Origin of the sequence: Micromonospora sp. DT41 (assembly GCF_049841715.1) — a bacterium.
Lineage (GTDB): Bacteria > Actinomycetota > Actinomycetes > Mycobacteriales > Micromonosporaceae > Micromonospora > Micromonospora profundi.
The window spans coordinates 1-16,950 of sequence record NZ_JBNCKU010000021.1 but is presented as its reverse complement, the minus strand read 5'-3'; the positions used below and the strand labels follow the sequence as shown (position 1 = coordinate 16,950).

Annotated in this window: 13 protein-coding genes; 2 read left to right on the top strand and 11 right to left on the bottom strand. The window is 73.1% G+C overall.

The genetic code is table 11. From position 1 onward, the window contains the following. Nucleotides 1–19 precede the first annotated feature (19 nt). From ACLQ23_RS28040 to ACLQ23_RS28000, 9 genes are all read right to left on the bottom strand, one after another. Nucleotides 20–532 (bottom strand): hypothetical protein, encoded by a 513-nt coding sequence (locus ACLQ23_RS28040; RefSeq protein ID WP_425881357.1) that lies wholly within the window; start codon nucleotides 530–532, stop codon nucleotides 20–22. Beyond that, nucleotides 529–1,398 carry a hypothetical protein gene (locus ACLQ23_RS28035; protein WP_425881356.1) on the bottom strand — a complete coding sequence of 290 codons (870 nt, stop codon included), beginning with the start codon at nucleotides 1,396–1,398 and terminating at the stop codon, nucleotides 529–531. The genes ACLQ23_RS28040 and ACLQ23_RS28035 overlap by 4 nt, the downstream gene beginning before the upstream one ends. After that, on the bottom strand, nucleotides 1,395–2,099 hold the full coding sequence (locus ACLQ23_RS28030; RefSeq protein WP_425736006.1) for a neocarzinostatin apoprotein domain-containing protein: 705 nt from the start codon (nucleotides 2,097–2,099) through the stop codon (nucleotides 1,395–1,397). The genes ACLQ23_RS28035 and ACLQ23_RS28030 overlap by 4 nt, the downstream gene beginning before the upstream one ends. 65 nt (nucleotides 2,100–2,164) lie before the next feature. Beyond that, nucleotides 2,165–4,975, bottom strand: coding sequence for an ABC transporter permease subunit (locus tag ACLQ23_RS28025; protein ID WP_355597708.1), 2,811 nt, complete (start codon nucleotides 4,973–4,975; stop codon nucleotides 2,165–2,167). After that, complete coding sequence (locus tag ACLQ23_RS28020; RefSeq protein ID WP_355597710.1) at nucleotides 4,972–7,062, bottom strand: ABC transporter ATP-binding protein; 2,091 nt, start codon at nucleotides 7,060–7,062, stop codon at nucleotides 4,972–4,974. Before ACLQ23_RS28020 ends, ACLQ23_RS28025 begins: the two co-directional genes overlap by 4 nt. Next, nucleotides 7,049–8,407, bottom strand: a complete 1,359-nt coding sequence (locus tag ACLQ23_RS28015; protein ID WP_355597712.1) for an ABC transporter substrate-binding protein — start codon at nucleotides 8,405–8,407, stop codon at nucleotides 7,049–7,051. The genes ACLQ23_RS28020 and ACLQ23_RS28015 overlap by 14 nt, the downstream gene beginning before the upstream one ends. Continuing rightward, complete coding sequence (locus tag ACLQ23_RS28010; RefSeq protein ID WP_355597714.1) at nucleotides 8,404–9,597, bottom strand: hypothetical protein; 1,194 nt, start codon at nucleotides 9,595–9,597, stop codon at nucleotides 8,404–8,406. Before ACLQ23_RS28010 ends, ACLQ23_RS28015 begins: the two co-directional genes overlap by 4 nt. Further along, nucleotides 9,594–10,622: a WxL protein peptidoglycan domain-containing protein gene (locus ACLQ23_RS28005; protein ID WP_355597716.1), complete on the bottom strand. Its 1,029-nt coding sequence runs from the start codon at nucleotides 10,620–10,622 to the stop codon at nucleotides 9,594–9,596. The genes ACLQ23_RS28010 and ACLQ23_RS28005 overlap by 4 nt, the downstream gene beginning before the upstream one ends. 71 nt (nucleotides 10,623–10,693) lie before the next feature. Then, entirely contained in the window at nucleotides 10,694–12,346 is a 1,653-nt protein-coding gene (locus ACLQ23_RS28000) for a hypothetical protein (protein ID WP_355597718.1), read from the bottom strand. Between the two features lie 267 nt (nucleotides 12,347–12,613). On the opposite strand from ACLQ23_RS28000, the gene ACLQ23_RS27995 reads away from it, so the two are divergent. Then, entirely contained in the window at nucleotides 12,614–13,432 is an 819-nt protein-coding gene (locus ACLQ23_RS27995) for an NAD(P)-binding domain-containing protein (RefSeq protein WP_355597720.1), read from the top strand. A gap of 48 nt (nucleotides 13,433–13,480) precedes the next feature. Here the strand turns inward: ACLQ23_RS27995 and ACLQ23_RS27990 are convergent, their stop codons facing one another. Both ACLQ23_RS27990 and ACLQ23_RS27985 read right to left on the bottom strand, forming a co-directional pair. Further along, nucleotides 13,481–14,887 (bottom strand): FAD-dependent oxidoreductase, encoded by a 1,407-nt coding sequence (locus ACLQ23_RS27990; RefSeq protein ID WP_355597722.1) that lies wholly within the window; start codon nucleotides 14,885–14,887, stop codon nucleotides 13,481–13,483. 154 nt (nucleotides 14,888–15,041) lie between these two features. Next, nucleotides 15,042–16,379, bottom strand: a complete 1,338-nt coding sequence (locus tag ACLQ23_RS27985; RefSeq protein ID WP_355597724.1) for an MFS transporter — start codon at nucleotides 16,377–16,379, stop codon at nucleotides 15,042–15,044. Between the two features lie 314 nt (nucleotides 16,380–16,693). Between ACLQ23_RS27985 and ACLQ23_RS27980 the strand changes: the two genes are divergently transcribed. Further along, nucleotides 16,694–16,864: a hypothetical protein gene (locus ACLQ23_RS27980; RefSeq protein WP_425736009.1), complete on the top strand. Its 171-nt coding sequence runs from the start codon at nucleotides 16,694–16,696 to the stop codon at nucleotides 16,862–16,864. Nucleotides 16,865–16,950 lie beyond the last annotated feature (86 nt).

Genomic DNA, 16,950 nt, shown 5'->3' with positions numbered 1-16,950 from the left:
GCCCGCGCCGTTTGCTGGCTCAGCTCCGCAGGGTGCGGCGATGCCTCGGCAGCACCACGACCAGGCCGACACCGAGCATGAGCACCGCGCTCGACCAGAGCAGCAGCAGCGCCGTCACGCCCCCCTCGCCCGTGGTCGGCAGCGACCCTCCGCCATCGCCATTTCCACCGCCATCGCCCTCGTCGTCGGTCGCGGCCCGCGCCTTCACCGTGAACTTGGCGACGATCGACGTGTCCTTCGGCCCGGTGACCGGGTCGGCGCCCGCGTTGCACTCGGTGTCGACCTGCGGGTGGTCGAAGACGATGTTGGTGACCGTCAGCGACACCAGCCCCGCCTGGGAGGTGGTGTAGGTCCCGGTCAGCGTCGCGCCAGGCAGGATGGCGTTGGCGTCGATCGCGCCGTACGCCGAGCCTTGCAGGTTGACCGTACCGCTGCCCACCCCGCCGACCTTGACGGTCGCCTTGGGCACCAGATCGCCGGCACCGACCGGCACCGGTCCGCTCTTCGGGCCGGCCGAGAACTTCAGGCTCACCGTCCCTTGGCGCCCCGCCCAGGGTTGCTGGGCGACATGCTCAGCGTGTGCGTGGCGGTCCACGACGAGAGGCTGCTCAGCGTCTTGCAGTTCAGCTTCACGCTCTTCGGGCCGAACGGCTGGGCGGGCGTGTCGACCTCGTCGGTCGCGGTCGGCGCCGGGGCGTTCGTCGTGGGCGCCGGGGCGTTCGTCGTGGGCGGCGGCAGCGACGGTGACGGCGACGCGGAGGTGGACGGACTCGGCGGTGGGGTCGCGGTGCCGGTACCGCCGACGGTGAAGCTCTCCACGATGGAGGTCGGCGCCGGTGCCGCCTTGTGGTCGCGGTCGCCGGCCGCCGAGCAGTGCGTCGTCGCCGAGGCGTTGGTGAACGTGACCCGCCCGACGGTGAGCGTCGCCGCTCCGGCGGCGGCGGCGAAGTAGGTGCCGGTAGCGGTGATCGGGCCGAGCGGCGCTTCCGGGGCGACGGCCCCGGCCGGGTACGAGGACATCCGCAGCGTCGTGCTGCCGGAGAGGGAGCCACCCAGGACCAGCGTGACGTTCACCGGCACGTCACCGGCGTTCAGCCCCACCGGCCCGTTGTCGGGGCCGGTCTTCGCCGTGAGCGTGACGGTCACCGTGTCGCCGACCTTCGGTGCGGCCGGTGACTGGGTCAGGGTGAAGGTGTCCTGCCAGACCGTCGGTGAGCTGCCGGTGCCGGCGTCGTTGAAGTAGAGCCGGCAGCCCAGCGTCCCGGCCGTGGGGCCGACCGCCGCGGCCGGCAGCGTCGCCCGGGCGGGGGCCGCCGCCGGGATCGCGAGTAGCAGCAGCAGCGGCGCCAGGACGAGCGCGAGCGCTGCCACCCGGACGGGTTGACGACGTCGGGTCATTGGGTCCTCCGGTTCCGGTAGGGCATCAGCACGAGCAGGCCGATGCAGAGCAACAGCAGGCCGGAGCTGACCAGCACGGTGACCGCGTACCGGTCCGGGCCGGCGCTAACCGGGTTGGCGTTGACCAGCGTTGGGGTCGACGTGCCGGCGGCGCCCGCCGGCCCGGTCGAGGGTGCCGTGGTCGCTTCCGGTGTGGCCGCCGGCGCTGAGGGCGCGACGGGGGTCGCGGATGGGGTTGCCGGTGCGGGCTGCTGCGCAGGCTTCTTGCCGAACGTCAACGCCACGGAGACCTTGTTGGCCTCGACCTGGTCGGCGTTTCCGCTCGTGGGCAGGATCTGCGCCGCGACCACGCACTCCCGCTTGGTGCAGTCGAACGCGCCGAACTTCTGGGCCAGCCTCAGGGTGACAGTGGGCAGCTTCCCGCTGCCGTCGGCGTTGACAAACGCGGCGCCGCCGGCGAGGTTGCAGTCGGTCGGGCCCTTGAATCCGGCCACGCACTGACCGACGGCGATCTGCTTCAGGTCCGGGGTGAAGCCCGAACCGTTGACGACGACCTGCTGCTTGTCCGACAGCCCGGTGGTCACGCTGACGGTAAGGGTCGGCGCGGCGAACGCGGCCGGGGGTGCCCCCACGACGGCGAGGCCGCTGCTGGTGGCGAGCAGGGCGGCGAGCGCGAGCGCCCGGCGGCGGAAGGTTCGCACGGCGATCTCCTGACAGGTTCGGCGCGGGCCGGCATGGGCACGGGCCGGGACGACGCGGACAGCGCTCACGACGGCACCGCCGCACGCTGGGCGGGCGCGCCGGAGCGGTTGACGGCGGCGTGGTCGGTACCGAGGTAGGAGCGGACCACGTCGGGGTGGGTGCGGACCTCCTGCGGGGTGCCGTCGGCGATGACCCGGCCGCCGTCCATCGCGACCAGCCGGTCGGCGAGCCGGGCGAGCAGCGGCAGGTCGTGCTCGATGATGACCATGGTGACGCCGAGCTCGTCGTGGATCCGGCGCAGCACCTCGCCCAGCGCGACGCCGTCGGTCTGGGACACCCCCGACGAGGGCTCGTCGAGCAGCAGCAGCGCCGGCTCCAGCGCCAGCAGGCAGGTGATCTCGACGATCCGACGGGTACCGGTGGACAGTTCCCCGACCAACCGATCGGCGAGCGGTGCCAGGCCCATCAGCGTGACGAGTTCCTCGGCCCGGCGGCGCTTGGCCCGGTCCGGGCCGCCTGCACCGAGAGCCGCGGCGAAGAGGCTCGTCGGCGCGGTGCGTTCACCGGCCACCATGACGGTCTCCAGCACCGTCATGGTGGCGAAGAGCCGTGCGTCCTGGAACGAGCGCACCAGCCCGAGACCGGCCCGTCGCTGCGGCGACAGCCCGGTGACCGGGCGGCCGGCGAACAGGACCGCGCCCCGGTCCGGGCGGGTGAAGCCTGCGATGATTTCGAACAGCGTGGTCTTGCCGGCACCGTTCGGGCCGATGATGCCGACCACCTCGCCGGCGGTGACGTCGAGGCTGGCGCCGGCAACGGCCCGCACGCCGCCGAAGGAGCGGGCCACCTCCCGCACCGAGAGCAGCGGCTCGCCGGTCGCCGCCGGTCGCAGCGGGACGGTGCGCGGCGGCAGCGTGATCGCGCCACCAGAGCTGGGGGCCTGCGCCGGCCCGGCCATCTCATCGGTGGCGGACGGTACCGGTGCGTCGCGGCCGCGGGCGATCAGCCGGGCGATCCGGTCACGCAGCCACAGCACCGGCCCGCCGAGCCCGGCCGGCAGTGCGATCACCACGACCAGCCAGACCAGGGTCAGCGCGGCCTGACCGATGATGTCCAGTTCCAGGAATCCGGGTACGCCGACGATCAGGAACGCCCCGAGCAGCGGGCCGCCCAGCAGCGTGATCCCGCCGACCACTACGGTGGCGACGACGTCGATGCTGGCCGAGGCTGGGAACGTGTTCACGGTGAGCTGGGTCTGCCCGTGGCCGATCACCGCCCCGCCGAGACCGGCGAGCGCGCCCGCGACCGCGTACGCCTGCAGGACCCGCACCGGCACCGCGACGGTGAACGCGCGGGCGGCGTCGGCGTTGTCGCGCAGCGCCACCAGGATCCGCCCGAAGGCACCGGCGCGCAGGTTGGCGGTGACCCACAGTCCGAGCAGCAGCGCCACCAGCGCGAACAGGTAGTAGTCGGTGGCCAGGTCGAAGGTGTGACCGAGGATGCGTGGCTTGGGCACCTGCGCGCCATCGCCCAGCAGCCAACCCTGCCGCAGCAGGAACGTGCTGGTGGCCAGCGCGAAGGCGAGCGTGGTGACGGCGAGGGCGAGCCCGCGCAGGCGCAGCGCCGGCACGCCGACCGCGACTGCGGCCAGCGCCGCCGCCGCGCAGCCGGCGAGGATCCCCAGGAACAGGTTGCCGGTCCGCACGGAAACCTGCACCGACACCGCGGCGCCGATGCCGGCGAACGCGAATTGGCCCAGGGACAGCTCGCCGGCCACGCCGGTAACCAGCCCGATCGACAGGCCGACCAGGGTGAAGCCGATGATCGCGATGAGCACCGAGGCGGTCTCATTGCTGATCACGAAGGCCAGCACGGCGGCGACGGTGAAGCCCACCCCGGCGACGACCCGGCCCAGGTTGCGCAGCAGCCAGACCCGCTGGTACGCGGCGGGCAGCGGCGGCGCGCCGATCCGGCCCCAGCCGCCGTCCTCGCCGTCGCGGCGCGCGCGGACCGGCTGGGCCAGCAGCGCGACCAGGATGACCGCGACCAGGGCCAGCTCGACGAGGCCGCCGCTGGACTGGCCGGACAGCAGGATCTGCTCCCCCACCCCGATGCCCAGCGAGGCGCCGAACGCGATCGGGACGGAGGAGAACCGGGCGATCACCGCGCCGGCGAGGCCCCGCACCAGCAGGGCCGGGCCGAGCGACTCAATCGACTGGGTGCCCTGGGTCGGCGCCATGAGGATCGCCGAGAAGGCGGCCACAGCACCGGCGATCGACCAGGCCAGGGTCGCCATCCGGGCCGCGGTGACGCCGTTGAGGGTGGCCGCGTCGGGGGCATCGGCGGCGGCCCGGATCGCCAGCCCGAACCGGCTGCGCTTGAGGAACATGGCGAGCCCGACCAGCAGCACGGGAGTGAGCAGCAGCATCGCGGTGAACGCCGGGCCGACCGGGGTATTGCCGATGGTGAACGACGGCATGCCGGGCGGCGCCGGGAACGCCGGGCCGCTGGCCCCCGAGCTGTTCACCAGCAGGGCGAGCACGAGCACGAACTGGGACAGCCCGAGGGTGGCGATCATGCCGATCACCCGGGGCCGGTGCCGCAGTCGGCGGACCACGCTCAGCTCGATCGCGCCGGAGACCGCGGCGGCGGCGAGCATACCGACCGGCAGGGCCAGCCAGTACGGCAGCACCCCGTCACCGACCAGCCGGCCGAGCACGGCGGCGCCGAACACCCCGACCGCGCCGTGTGCGAAGTTGACGAACCGGCTGGACCGGTAGACCAGCACCAGCCCGACCGCCAGCAGCCCGTACGTGAGGCCGGTGAACAGGCCCAGCACGATGCGGTCCGGGCCGAAGTCGAAACCGCCGATCATCGGATCACCGCCCCGTCCACCGGGGTGGCCTCCGACGCGGGCGCGGCCTGCGCCTGGAGCGCGGGCTCGGTGTCCGGTGCCCCGAGCGCGGCCTCGGCATCCTCAGCCGGCGCGTGGCCGCCGAGCATCAGGGCCCGGACCAGGTCCGGCCGACCGGCCAGTTCGCCCGCGGTGTGCTCGGCGACCATTGCACCCTTCTCCATGAAATAGATCCGGTCGGCCAGCGACAGCGCGACGTTTACCGACTGCTCCACCACCAGCAGCGAGGTGCCCAGCGCGTTGAGCCGGCGCAGCATCTCCAGCAGGCCGCCGACCACGACCGGGGCCAGGCCGAGCGACAGCTCGTCGACCAGCAGCATCCGAGGGCGCTGGATCAGCGTCTTGGCGAGCACGAGCAACTGCCGCTCGCCGCCCGACAGGGTGGCGGCGACCTGGTCGCGCCGCTCATAGAGGCGGGGGAAGACGGCGAACGCCCCGTCGATCCCCCGGTGCACCGCGTCGGCGCGCCGACCCAGCGCATAGCCGTGCATGCGCAGGTTCTCGGTGACGGTGAGCGAGCCGAACACCGACTGCCCGACCACTGTGGACAGCCCGAGCTCGATTCGGCGGGGCGCGGTCAGCGCGGTCACGTCGACCCCGCCGAGCCGGACCGCCCCGGTGGCGGGGCGGTGCAGCCCGGAGAGCACCCGCAGCAAAGTGGTCTTGCCGACCCCGTTCGGGCCGCAGATCGCCACCATCTCGCCGTCGTCGACGCGTACGGCCACGTCGTAGAGCACCTGGACCGGACCGTACGCCGCGTCGATCCCGGAGCAGGAGAGAGCGGCCGGACGCGCGCCGCTGTGCCGTAGCCGGGCGACCTCCGCCTCGTCGGCGAGCACCCGGGCCAGCCGCTCGGCGTCGGCCGCGGCGGTGCGCCGGAGCCGCCGGGCGTAGCCGGCGCCGACCAGCACCGACGCCGCGACCACCGCCAACGCCGGACCGGCGCCGTACCGGGCATTGAGCAGGGCGAGCAGGCCGGCGCCGCCCAGGCCACCGGCCAGGGACAGCACCGACGCCGCCGCCGCGAACGCGGGGCGGGCGTCCGGATGGAGCACCTCGGCGGCGACGCGCTCGCCCGAGACGGCGAGCGCGACCAGCGCACCGACGGTGACGGCCAGGCCCGACGCGAACAGCACGACACCGCCCGCGCCGGGGGCGGGCCCGACGAGCAGTGCGCCGGCGGCGACGAGCAGCCCGGCCGGGGCGGCGGCGACGGCAAGGCGCCGCGCCCGCTCGCCGCGCAGCAGCACCGCGAGCGCGGCCCCGGCGAGCAGCGCGTCGCCGACCACACCGACGGCGCCGCGTGGACCGAGGCCGAACTCGGCGCGCAGCACGTCTGCGGCGAAGATCAGCGCGCCGGGCACGACCAGGCCGAGGCCGGACTGGGCCAGCACGGCGACACGCGCGGTGGGTGGGCGGGTGGCGTTGTCGAACAGGGGGCGCAGCGCCGGTGGCCAGCCGACGTCGCCCGGCAGTTCCGCGGCGGTCACCCCGGCCAGCGCGCCGAGCGCCGCGAGGACGCCGGCCGCCGCCCAGTGGTAACCGGCGCCACCGCCGGTACCGCCAGCGAGCAACGCGGCCAGGCCGAGCCCGTTCAGCAGCCCCACGTGCCAGTACCGCAGGGTCGCCGTCGCGGCGGCGACCGCGCGGCCAGCCACCACCAGGACGGCCCAGGGCAGCCCCAGCGCGGTGAGCGCGAACAGTCCCGGCATCGGTGCGGCGACGTTGACCACCAGCAGCAGCGCTGCGCCCAGCCCGACACCGGCGAGCAGCGCGGCGCGTACCGAGTGGCGGTGCGGCACCCGCTGCACGACCGCGACGGTCGCGGCCGCGCCGACCACCGCGGCGGCGATCACCGCGGCCAGCACGCTGGTCAGGTCGACACCGAGCCCCCGGGCGAGCCCCGCGGCGCCGAACAACGGCACCCCGGTCAGGAGCCCGCCGGCCGTACCCGCGCCCCAGCCCGCGCTGCGGGAACGCCATGTTCCCGCAGCATCGTGGGCGTTCTCCGGCCCGACGCTGGGGCGGGTGTTGTCATCGGGTCGCAAAGGACACGTCCTCCCCGCGGTAGGTGAAGCAGGCGCAGCCACTGTCGTAGCCGAACGCCCGGTAGCCGTTCGAGGCGGCGAACCGGCCCGGGCCGAGCCGCCCGGAGAATCCCGTCGCCGGCTGGAACGGCGTGTCGAGCCTGCCCACGGCCGTCAGCCACCGATGCGCGTTGAGGTCCGCGCCGAGGTTCTTCGCGCCGGCCTGCAACAGCAGGATCGCGTCGCAGTACGGGAAGGCCACGCGTGCGTTCTCGCGGGTGCCGAACGACTCACCCCCCGCGGCGAAGATGCCCAGGCAGGTGCGTTCGGCGTCGGTGGCGGGGAAGGCGTACTCCCGGTCGGCGACGTCCTGGCTGGGGTTGAAGCCGATGCCCACCGCCCCGGTCAGAGCCTCGCGCGGAATGATGTCCGGGTTGCCGATCAGGAAGCTGGGATTGTCGTAGCTGGAGATGCCGTACCGGGCGGTGAAGCCCTGCGCGGAGGCGGAGGTGAGGAAGAAGGAGGCCAGCCGGGTCCCGCCGAGGAAGAAGACCCGCTCGACGCGCTTGGCCCGCAGGTCGACGGCGGCCTGGTTGAGCCCGGTGTTGAGGGTGCCCAGGTCGGTGGAGTCGATCCAGGCCACGGTCGGGGTGATTTCCCGCTGCTTCAGGTACGGCACCACGTGCTGCTCGTACATCGCGCGGTTGGCCGGTGCGTCGACCGCGACGATGCCCGCCTGCCGGGCCCCGTCGAAGAAGCCCTGCGCGGCCAGCGCCGGCAGGTACGCGCGCACGAAGTCGTCGTACAGGGGGTAGGCCGGGGTGAACAGGTACGGAGCGAGCCGCTGGTTCGTCGCCTGGTCGATGGTGATCAGGGTGGCGTCCAGCACCAGGGTGCGCCGCTGGGCGTAGCAGGGGCGGGCGTTGGCCTGCAACTGACCGGTGAGCACGACCGCGAACGCCCGGTCGTCCTGGGTGATCTGGTTGCAGAGCTTCTCCTCGGTGGCCGGTGAGTCGTCGCTCGCCTCGAAGTTGCGGAAGACCGCCCGCATCCGTCGGCCGGCGATGCCGCCGTTGGCGTTGACGTGGCTCTCCAGCGCCCGCATCTGGCGCACCGGGTCGCCGGCCGAGGCGGTGTTGAACCCGGTCAGGTTCGCCGTCTTGGTGAGGTCGGTGCCGACGAAGACGACGGTGACCGTGTCGGCGGTGACGCCGGGCCCGACGCCGGTGCCGTCCGCGCCGCCCGCGCCGGGCAGCACCGCGCCGCAGCCGACGAAGGCGAGCAGCGCGGCGACGGTGGCGATGGCCGCCCGTACCGTCAGGGCCCGGTCCCAGCCGGTGGTGTGGGTGCCAGGATCGCGGCTCATCGAGGGCTCCCGAGGTAGGTGTCGAGCGCGGCCAGATCGATCACGGCGGCGGCGCTCTGGTTGCCGGCGCGTGCTCCGGCCGGCGTGGCCGCGCCTGGGCGGGCGGCGAGTACCGCGTCGAGGGCGGTGAGGTCGATGACCGCGGTGCCGGCGGCCTCGGTGCCGGATCCGTTCGGCAGTCCGGCATCGCCGAGCAGGTCCCGCAGCGCGGCGACGCTCAGGTGGGCGTTGGCCCGTCGACGTAGCCGGCCGGCGCCGGGAGCGTCGTCGAAGACGAGGTACGCCCCGAGCGAGCTGACCCGCACGACGGACGGCAGCAGCGTGCCGGCCGGGGCGGCGGCCATCGCGGGCAGCGGCGGGCGGTGGCGGCGGTTGGCGATGCGCCGGGTGATGCCCACGACGATCAGCGCCCCGCCGAGCAGGTGCACCAGGAACAGGGCCCACGGGTACGTCCGGAGCGTCACCTCGGCCGGGCCGAACCCGCCCAGGTCGGCCTGCACGGTGTACCGGCCGAACGCGGCGAACGGGGTGGTGACGGGCACCCGGTAGGTGCGTGTCTCGCCCGGTTGGACGCCGCCGGCACCGGGTGTGCTGATCCTGTCGCCGCCGCCGTCGCGGCCGATCCGGACGTTGAGGGGCGGGTTGGGCAGCGGGTGCGGCCCGGGGTTGCGCACGGTGTAGACGAGGGTCCGGGTCGCGGCGGCGCCGAACAGACTTCGCCAGCCCGGTCGGCCGGCGATCTTCGCCTCGACCAGGTCGAGGCGGACCGGGGCGGCCGAGACGGTGGGGGTCTCCCCCATGGTGTGCCCCGTGAGTTCCAGCGGCGCGTCGACCTGGCCGCGCCCGGTGCCGCCGACCAGCGTGGCGTGCACGACGCACGGGCAGGGCACCGGCGGGGTGCCGAGCACGAGTTGCACCGCGAAGGTGCCGTCCGGGCGCACCGGAACGGCCAGGGCGGCCCGTGTGTCGCAGGAGGCCGAACCGCCGATGGCGAGTTGCCCGCAGGTAACGAGCTGCACCAGTGCGCCGCCGGGCCAGCCCGTGCCGTTCACCCCGAGCCGGTCGCCCGGTGCCGCCGCCGGGGCGGCAAGGGTGAGTCCCTCGGCTGCCCACGCCGGCCCGGTGGGCAGTGCCAGCCCGATGACCAGCCCGCAGACGACGGCGGTCAGGGTACGTCCGATCCTCGTCATCCGACCTCCGCATGCGCGCGGACGCGTCGCACGCCCCGGGGGCGGGCCACCTGGGCGCGGCGGTGCCTGCGCCAGGCCACGACTGCGGCGGCGATCAGCGCGGCGAGTGCGGCGACGCCGGTCCAGGAGACGACGACGGTACGGGTGGTCCGCACCGTGAGCACGCCGCCGTCGGCCTTCGCCGTCACGGTGGCGGTGACGAGGTCGACCGGCCACAGCCCGGTGAACCGGGTACGCATCCGCGACTCGGCGCCCGGAACCAGGTCGAGCTGTGGGGTGGCGCCACGCTGGTGGATCCGGTGTCCGAACATGCCGGAGGCGGTGACCGTGATGGTGGGGGCGAGGCGCAGGTTGCCGGTGTTGGCCAAGGTGTATTCCAGGGCACCGTCGACCGGTGTGGGCAGCCAGGGCGTCGGGTGGTCCAGATCCAGGTCGGCGAGGTTGAGGCCGGGCATCTCCGGCCCGGCGATCCGCAGGTAGATGCGGGCGCCGACGGCCCGCTGCACCGCGACGGCGACGCCGTTGTGCTCGCTCCGACCGCCCGGGACGGACTCCATCGCGACGATGCCGCCGATGTGGTCGCCGGGGCTGGCGTTCGTCGGGATCGTGATGGTGAACGGGATGTCGGCCTGCGCCTTGGGCGGGAGCACCACGGTGCCGGCGCCGACCACCGTCCACACCCCGATGTCCGACTGCTTCTCGGTGAGCTGGCGCAGCGCGAACCCGCCGTCGCGCGCGGTGTTGTAGGCGTCCGCGCCGTACACGGTGAAGGTGCGCTCGGTGTCGGTGCGGTTGATCACTCGCACCGAGTCGGTGAGGGTCCGGCCGGCGGGTGACTCGAGGAAGAAGTAGAGCCGGGGGGTGGGCCCGGCGTTGGCCGGCGGGGTGGGCACGACGGCCCACTCGCCGTTGTCCGCCGCGACGGCCGGCCCGATCGGGACGACGGTCAGCGCGACGGCGGCGGCAGCGGCGGCGAGGGCTGCCGCGCCGGTGCGGAGGCGGCGTGGCCAGAGGGGGTGACGCACGCGGTTCCACCCTTCGACTGGTTGGTGTGGGGGCGGCCGGCTCGGCCGACCGCCCCCACCTCGAGGCGTCCTCAGCTCAGGGTGAGGGTGAGGGTCGCGGCGTAGGTGCCGGCGAGTTGGTTCGCCGGCACGGAGAGGGTCAGCCCGGCTGAGGCGTCGAAGCTGCCGCCCGTACCGGTGGCGCTGGTCGGTGCGGAGCAGAGCGTCGCCGCGTCGACCGTGCCCGGGGTGCCGGCCACCGCAGTGACCGCGTTTGTCGCGCCGGCGGTGCCGACGCAGGCCGGTGTCCAGGACAGGTTGCTCTTGGCGATGGTTCCGCCCGGGGTGCCGGTGAAGTCGGTGACCGTGCCGACGAGGCTCCACCCGAAGGTGCTGCCCCGGTGGTCGGTCACCGTGACGGTCGACAGGTTGCCCGTCGCCGTCTGTACGCTGCCGCCGACGGTGACGCCGGAGAGCGGGATGTTGCCGGTGCCGGGGGCGCGAGCCATCGACAGGTTTCCGGCGGTCACGGTCTCCGACAGGTTGTACGACAGGGTGCAGTTGCCGGTCGTGGCCGAGCCGGTCTTGGCGGTGCACGAGTCAGCCGACCCGGTCCAGGCGGAGATTGCGAACAGGGCGCCGGACTGCGCGCCGATGTACGCGGTGGTGCTGTCCGTGACGGTGAAGGTGGCGTTGATCCCACCGGTGGCGCCGGCCGTGGCCGTCGTTGCCGGGTCGCTCGTCGCGGGCGGCGGCGGGGCGCCGGTGAGCGCCTTGTAGCCGCCGATCGTGACGGTGCCGCCCGGGTTCCAGTTGGTGCCGGTGACCGTCACCACGGTGCCGGAGCCGCCACCGCTGGGGGTGATCGCGATGCTCGGCGAGCCGAGGATCGTGATCGGGACGGAGACCGTGTTGGTACCGTCCGAGACCGCCACGGTACGTGCTCCCGTGGTGGCGCCGCTGGGCACCGTGAGCGTGCCGGTGCCGGCGCCGGCGGCGTCGGTCGTGCCCGTGCCGGCGCCTTCGGCCGTTCCGGTGCCGTCGGCCGCGCGCAGTGTTGCGGTCAGGGCGGTGGACGGCGCGAGACCGGTCACCGCGTAGTTGATGACGTTGCCGGCCCGGGCAGCCCCGGTCACGGTCTGGCCGGTCACCGAGGTGACCGAGACCGTGCCGCCGAAGACGGTGAAGCTCTCCACGATGGGTGTCGGGACCGGTGCTGCCTTGTGGTCCCGGTCGCCCGCGGCGGAGCAGTACGTCTTGGCGATCGGGTTGTTGAGGATCACCCGGTTGACGGTGAGCGTCGCGGCTCCAGTCGCTCCGGCCACATAGGTGCCGGTGGCGGTGATCGGGCCGGTGGGGGTGTTGCCGGGGATCGGACCGGCGGGGTAGTTGGTCTGCTGGAGGGTGACCGGGCCGCTCTGCGAGCCACCCAGCGCCGCCTCCACGACGATCGGCACATCACCGGGGTTGATCGCGACCGGGCCGTTGTTCGGACCGGTCGCCGCGGTGAAGGTCACCGTCACGGTCTGACCCGGGCTCGGCGTCGCCGGCGTCTGAGTGAGCCCGAACGAGTCGGCCCAGTTCGTCGGCGAGCTGCCGGTACCGGCGTCGTTGAAGTACAGCCGGCATCCCAGGTTGCCCGGGGTGGGGCCGTACGCCTGCGCGGGGGACACGCAGACCGCGGTCGCGGCGGCGACCAACGCCGCCACGCCCACCGCTGTTGCCGTAGTTCTGAGCAATCCCATTGCGGTCCCGCTCTCCTTCCTGTGGGGAACGGTGCACCCCTTGCTGCTGTTTCGCTAGCGGAAACAGCAGTTTCCAAAATTGGATAGGTTCATAAAGGCAGCCAGCCAGCCCTCCTGTCAATAGCCCGACAGGCGATTTGACGCCGGCCAATGTGATCGACTCGGGCGGACCACCGCAGCGCCGGCGGCGGGTTCCTCGGCACGGCCTTGGCAGGGGCCCCGAGATGGGGCAGAGTGTGGAAACGGTGTTTCCATGAGGAGGTCCAGGTGCGTTACGTGATCATCGGGTGCGGCAACGTCGGCATGGAGCTGGCCCGTCGTTGGGTCTCGGCCGGCCACCAGGTGATCGGCACCACCACCTCCTCTGAACGGGTGCCCGAGCTGGCCCCCGTCTGCACCGAGGTGGCGATCCTCCGTGGCAGCGACCGTCCGGCCGTCGAGCGGGTCACCCGGGACGCCGACGCGGTCGTGCTCACCGTGAGCCCGCGCATCGCCCGAGCCTTCGACGCCGACCAGCGCGTCGCCGAGTACGCCGACACGCTCACCGCGTCCGCGCGCACCGCCGCCGCCGTGCATCCCCGGGTGGTCTTCACCAGTTCGGTGTCGGTCTACGGTGCCGGCCATGGCGCGCTGGTCGACGAGGCCACCCCGGTCACCGACGACCCGGACGCTTCCCCCCGCAACTTCGTCGCCGCCGAGGCAGCCGTGCTGGCCGCCCCGCGCGGCGCCGCGCTGCGGATCCCCGACGTGTACGGGCATCCGCGCGACCTCGACTATCCGACCCGGGTGAAGCTGGCCCACGAGATGCTCGGCGGCAGCGTGCCGTTCTCGGCCGAGGCCTTGCACTACCGCATCGACTACCGCGACGCCGCCGCCGCGCTCGACTTCGTGGTGACCCGCGACCTCACGGGCGTGTTCAACGCGGTACCGGACGCGGTCGTGCCGCAGACCAACCAGGCCGTCCTCGACGAACTCTGCGCCGCCGGGGGCTGGCCCGCGCTGACCTACCGGGGTGAGATCAGGACCCCGTTCGTGCCGATCAGCTCCGGCAAGCTACGCGCGGAGGGCTTCGCCTTCGCGCACTGACTCGGCCCGGAACCTCTGTCCGCTCTGGACTGTCCGGCCGATACCGGCTCAGCCGGCGGTCCCCGCGAGCCGACGCCCGACCAGCCGACCGAAGGCCATGGCCGGCGTCAGGCACATGCCGGAGCAGAACGCGTTGCCATTGACAGCGGCGGAGCCGATCACCTCACCGACGGCGTACAGACCGGGGATCGTCGTGCCGTCCGCACGGCGGACCCGCAGCAGCTCGTCCACGTCCAGGCCGGCGAACGTGATCAGGGTGACCGGATGGTTCTCCAGCGCGTAGAACGGCGGCTCGACGATCGGCGCCGGCAGGTACGTTCGGCCAAAGTCGACATCCCGGCCGTCGGCGACGAACCCGTTGTAGCGGGCCACCGTGGCCGACAGCCCCGCCGGGTCGATGCCGGCCACCCCGGCGAGCTCCGCCAGCCCGGACGCCCGGTGCACGCCGCGGCGCCGGCCGCACTGGGCGTCCAGCTCGGCCGCGCTCCAGCCGTGCACCATCGGGTACGACTCGCGTAGGGCCTGGGCGTCGAAGACCGTCCAGAAGGTCATCCGGTCGACAGTGGTCAGCACCCGCTCCTTGTGGTCGATGCTGGGCTCATCCTCGGCGATCCAGCGACTTCCGGCGCGGTCGACGTAGATCTCCCAGGGCGGCCGCTCCGGCGCCACCAGGTGCGGCCGGTGCGCCCAGTCGACCCGAAGGTCGCCGTCGACCGGGGGCAGCCCGCCGAAGGTGGGGATGTAGCGGCCCAGGCCCTGCAGGCCGGCGCCGACCGACCGGCCCATGAGCAGGCCGTCGCCGGTCGAGGTGGGTGCCGCCGAGGTGGTCAGCGGCGCGCCCTCCAGCTCGGCGAACAGCTCCGGCGCGTACCCGAATCCGCCGGTGGCGAGCACGACGGCGGGTGCCCGCCACCGCGCGCCGTCGGCGGTGGCCACCCCGACCACCGCGCCGCCCTCGGTCAGCAGTTCGGTGACGCGCACCTCGCAGCGCAGATCGATGCGGCCGGCGGCCCGATGCGCGTCGAGCATCGGGCGCAGCACGGCCAGAATGGCCGGACCGCCGGGGACGGTGGTGGCGTGGACGGTCCGCGGCGTGCGGTATGGCTCGTGCCCGTACACGATGCGGGGCGTACCCGGATCGACGGTGAGCCCGGCGGCGAGCAGCCACTCCAGCACCGCCGGCTGTTCGCGCAGCGTCAGCCGGGTCAGGTCGGCCCGCGCGGCGCCCCGGCTGATCCGCCAGACGTCGTCGAAGTGCCGCTCGGGGTCGTCGCTGATGCCCCGCTCATGCTGCAGCGAGAAGCCGCCGGCGGACAGGTGCCCGCCCGAGTACGGCAGGGCGCCCCCAACGTCCGGCGCCTTCTCCAACAGCAGCACGGTGCCGCCCGCGTCGGCGGCGGCGATGGCACAGGCCAGGCCACCCGGCCCGGCGCCCACAACGATCGTGGTTGGCACACCCACCTCCGGCACTCCCGTTGTGTTTCCCTGGAAGTGACAGTGTTTCCATAAGTTCGGACGCCGTCAAACGTCCTGGGCGAGCCGTTCGGCAGTGATCGTGGGCTACTTGTGCACAATCCCGAGGTGCCGTAGCGCTGACATCGAGCAGTTTTCAGTCCACCGGGTGGTTGGGGATCCTCGATCGGACGGCCAGGCCGTACAGGCAGGCCAGCCCGGCCAGGATGCCGAACAGGACGAACGGGCCGGCGGGGCGCCAGTTGTCGTACAGGGTGCCACCGGCGGCGAACGCGATCATGATGCCGATGCCACCGCTGAGCGCGAACGTTCCGATGACCGAGCCCCGGGTACGGCTGGGAGCCTGTTCGGCGATCAGCACCTGACTGGAGATGACGGCGCTGACCTGGCCGAGCCCGATCAGCGCGGCGACGGCGTAGCCGAGCGGGCTGAACGGGTCCCCGACGAAGATCGTGGCGGTGTAGCCGAGGGCGGCGGTCCCCAGGGAGATCAGCACCGCGTCGGTGCGGGACAGCCGGTCGGCGATGATGCCGATGGCCGGTGCCCCGATCAGCGCAATGCCGTTGGCCACTCCCAGCAACAGACCTGCCTTGGCCAGCGCCTCGGCCTCGCTGAGCCCGAGGTGCTGGGTGCCGTACTGCTGTGCCCAGAGGGTGAGGTAGGCGCCGACGAGCGCCAGGTCAGCTCGGGCGACGAAGGCGCTGAGGTAGGCGAAGGAGACGCCGGGGCGCCGGATTTCGGCTACGCCCTCGCGCAGCAGCCTGGGGATCGGGATGTGCTCGGAGTGCGTTGTCGCCAGCCCGCCCCGGAGGGTGAGCCGCATCAGGATCGCGGTGAGCAGGGCCAGCCCGCCGACGATGAGGTAGGTCGCCCGCAGCGCGGCGATCGCGTCCATCCCGATGCCCTCGAAGATGTCGGGCAGTTTGATCAGCACGAAGAACGTGACGAGCGCGCCGAGACCGTTGCAGAAACCGAGAATGCCGTTGGCTCTGCCGCGGGTGCTGTCCCGGACATAGTCGGCGACCACGGCCGTGAGCATCACGGTGACCATCGCCACGCCGACGGCCGCGACGCCCCGGGCCAGGTAGTAGGGCAGGACCGAGCCGAGGAACGGTGCCATGCCGACGCCGAGGCCGAGCAGGATGTAGCCGCCGACCACGATCGGGCGCCGTCCGAGGCGGTCGGACCAGGCACCGGCCAGGCCGACCGCCGCGATCAGGACGATTTCGCTGATCAGCCCAGCGGTGCCCACGATCGAACCCTGCTCCCCCTTGGGCACACCCAGGACGGAGGTGAGTAGTGCCGTCTGCGCGGCCGGGATGAACGTGAACGTCATGATCGACGTCAGCGCCAGCCAGTAGTACCCGCTGATGTTGGTCCGGGTAGTGCCCGGTGAGAGCTGGAGTGGCCCGAACGTGGTGGTCTGCTCGCCGGCCTCCGGCGCGGCGGCGGTGTCTTCCTGGCTGCGATGCACGCTGGCCCCCTGCCCCGTGGTGGCATGGATGGAAACGCTGTTTCCACACACTAGCGGGTCAGGGCCCGGACGTGATGGCGTCGGTGCGGCGCATTTCTCGCCGCCCGGTCCCGGTCCGGCGCACGGTGCCCGTCCATCCCGACGAGCCGATCCGCCCGCCCGGGGACGCCGCCACTGACCCTGCACGAGCGCAACTACCAGTCCCGCTCCCGGATCAGACACTGTCCGCGCGTCTGGCGCACTAGCTCGCGGCCGAGCAGGTGGTCGCCGACGTGGTGAGAGCCTTCGATACCAGATACGGCATGCCACTGACGGTGAGTCTTCTCCACACGCCCGTCGGCAGCGAATACGTGCCGGGCACCAACACCATCGTCCTGTCCCCGAAGTACGCCACGCCAGAGTTCGTCGCCGTCGCGGACAAGCTGATCCTGTACCGGTTGGAACGCCCGCGACAAGTGGGTGGTCTCCAAGGAGATCTAAAGTAGACGGCGCATCAACCCACTCGGTTGGGGGTCGACATCCGGTCGGCCCGCACCCCGGCGCACTGCGGGCATCGACGAATCGATGCACT

Bases quoted from the DNA above. Each gene is read 5' to 3' on its own strand.
- ACLQ23_RS28035 (WP_425881356.1), bottom strand. From the start codon at position 1,398: ATGACCCGACGTCGTCAACCCGTCCGGGTGGCAGCGCTCGCGCTCGTC.
- ACLQ23_RS28025 (WP_355597708.1), bottom strand. From the start codon at position 4,975: ATGATCGGCGGTTTCGACTTCGGCCCGGACCGCATCGTGCTGGGCCTG.
- ACLQ23_RS28015 (WP_355597712.1), bottom strand. From the start codon at position 8,407: ATGAGCCGCGATCCTGGCACCCACACCACCGGCTGGGACCGGGCCCTG.
- ACLQ23_RS28010 (WP_355597714.1), bottom strand. From the start codon at position 9,597: ATGACGAGGATCGGACGTACCCTGACCGCCGTCGTCTGCGGGCTGGTC.
- ACLQ23_RS28000 (WP_355597718.1), bottom strand. From the start codon at position 12,346: ATGGGATTGCTCAGAACTACGGCAACAGCGGTGGGCGTGGCGGCGTTG.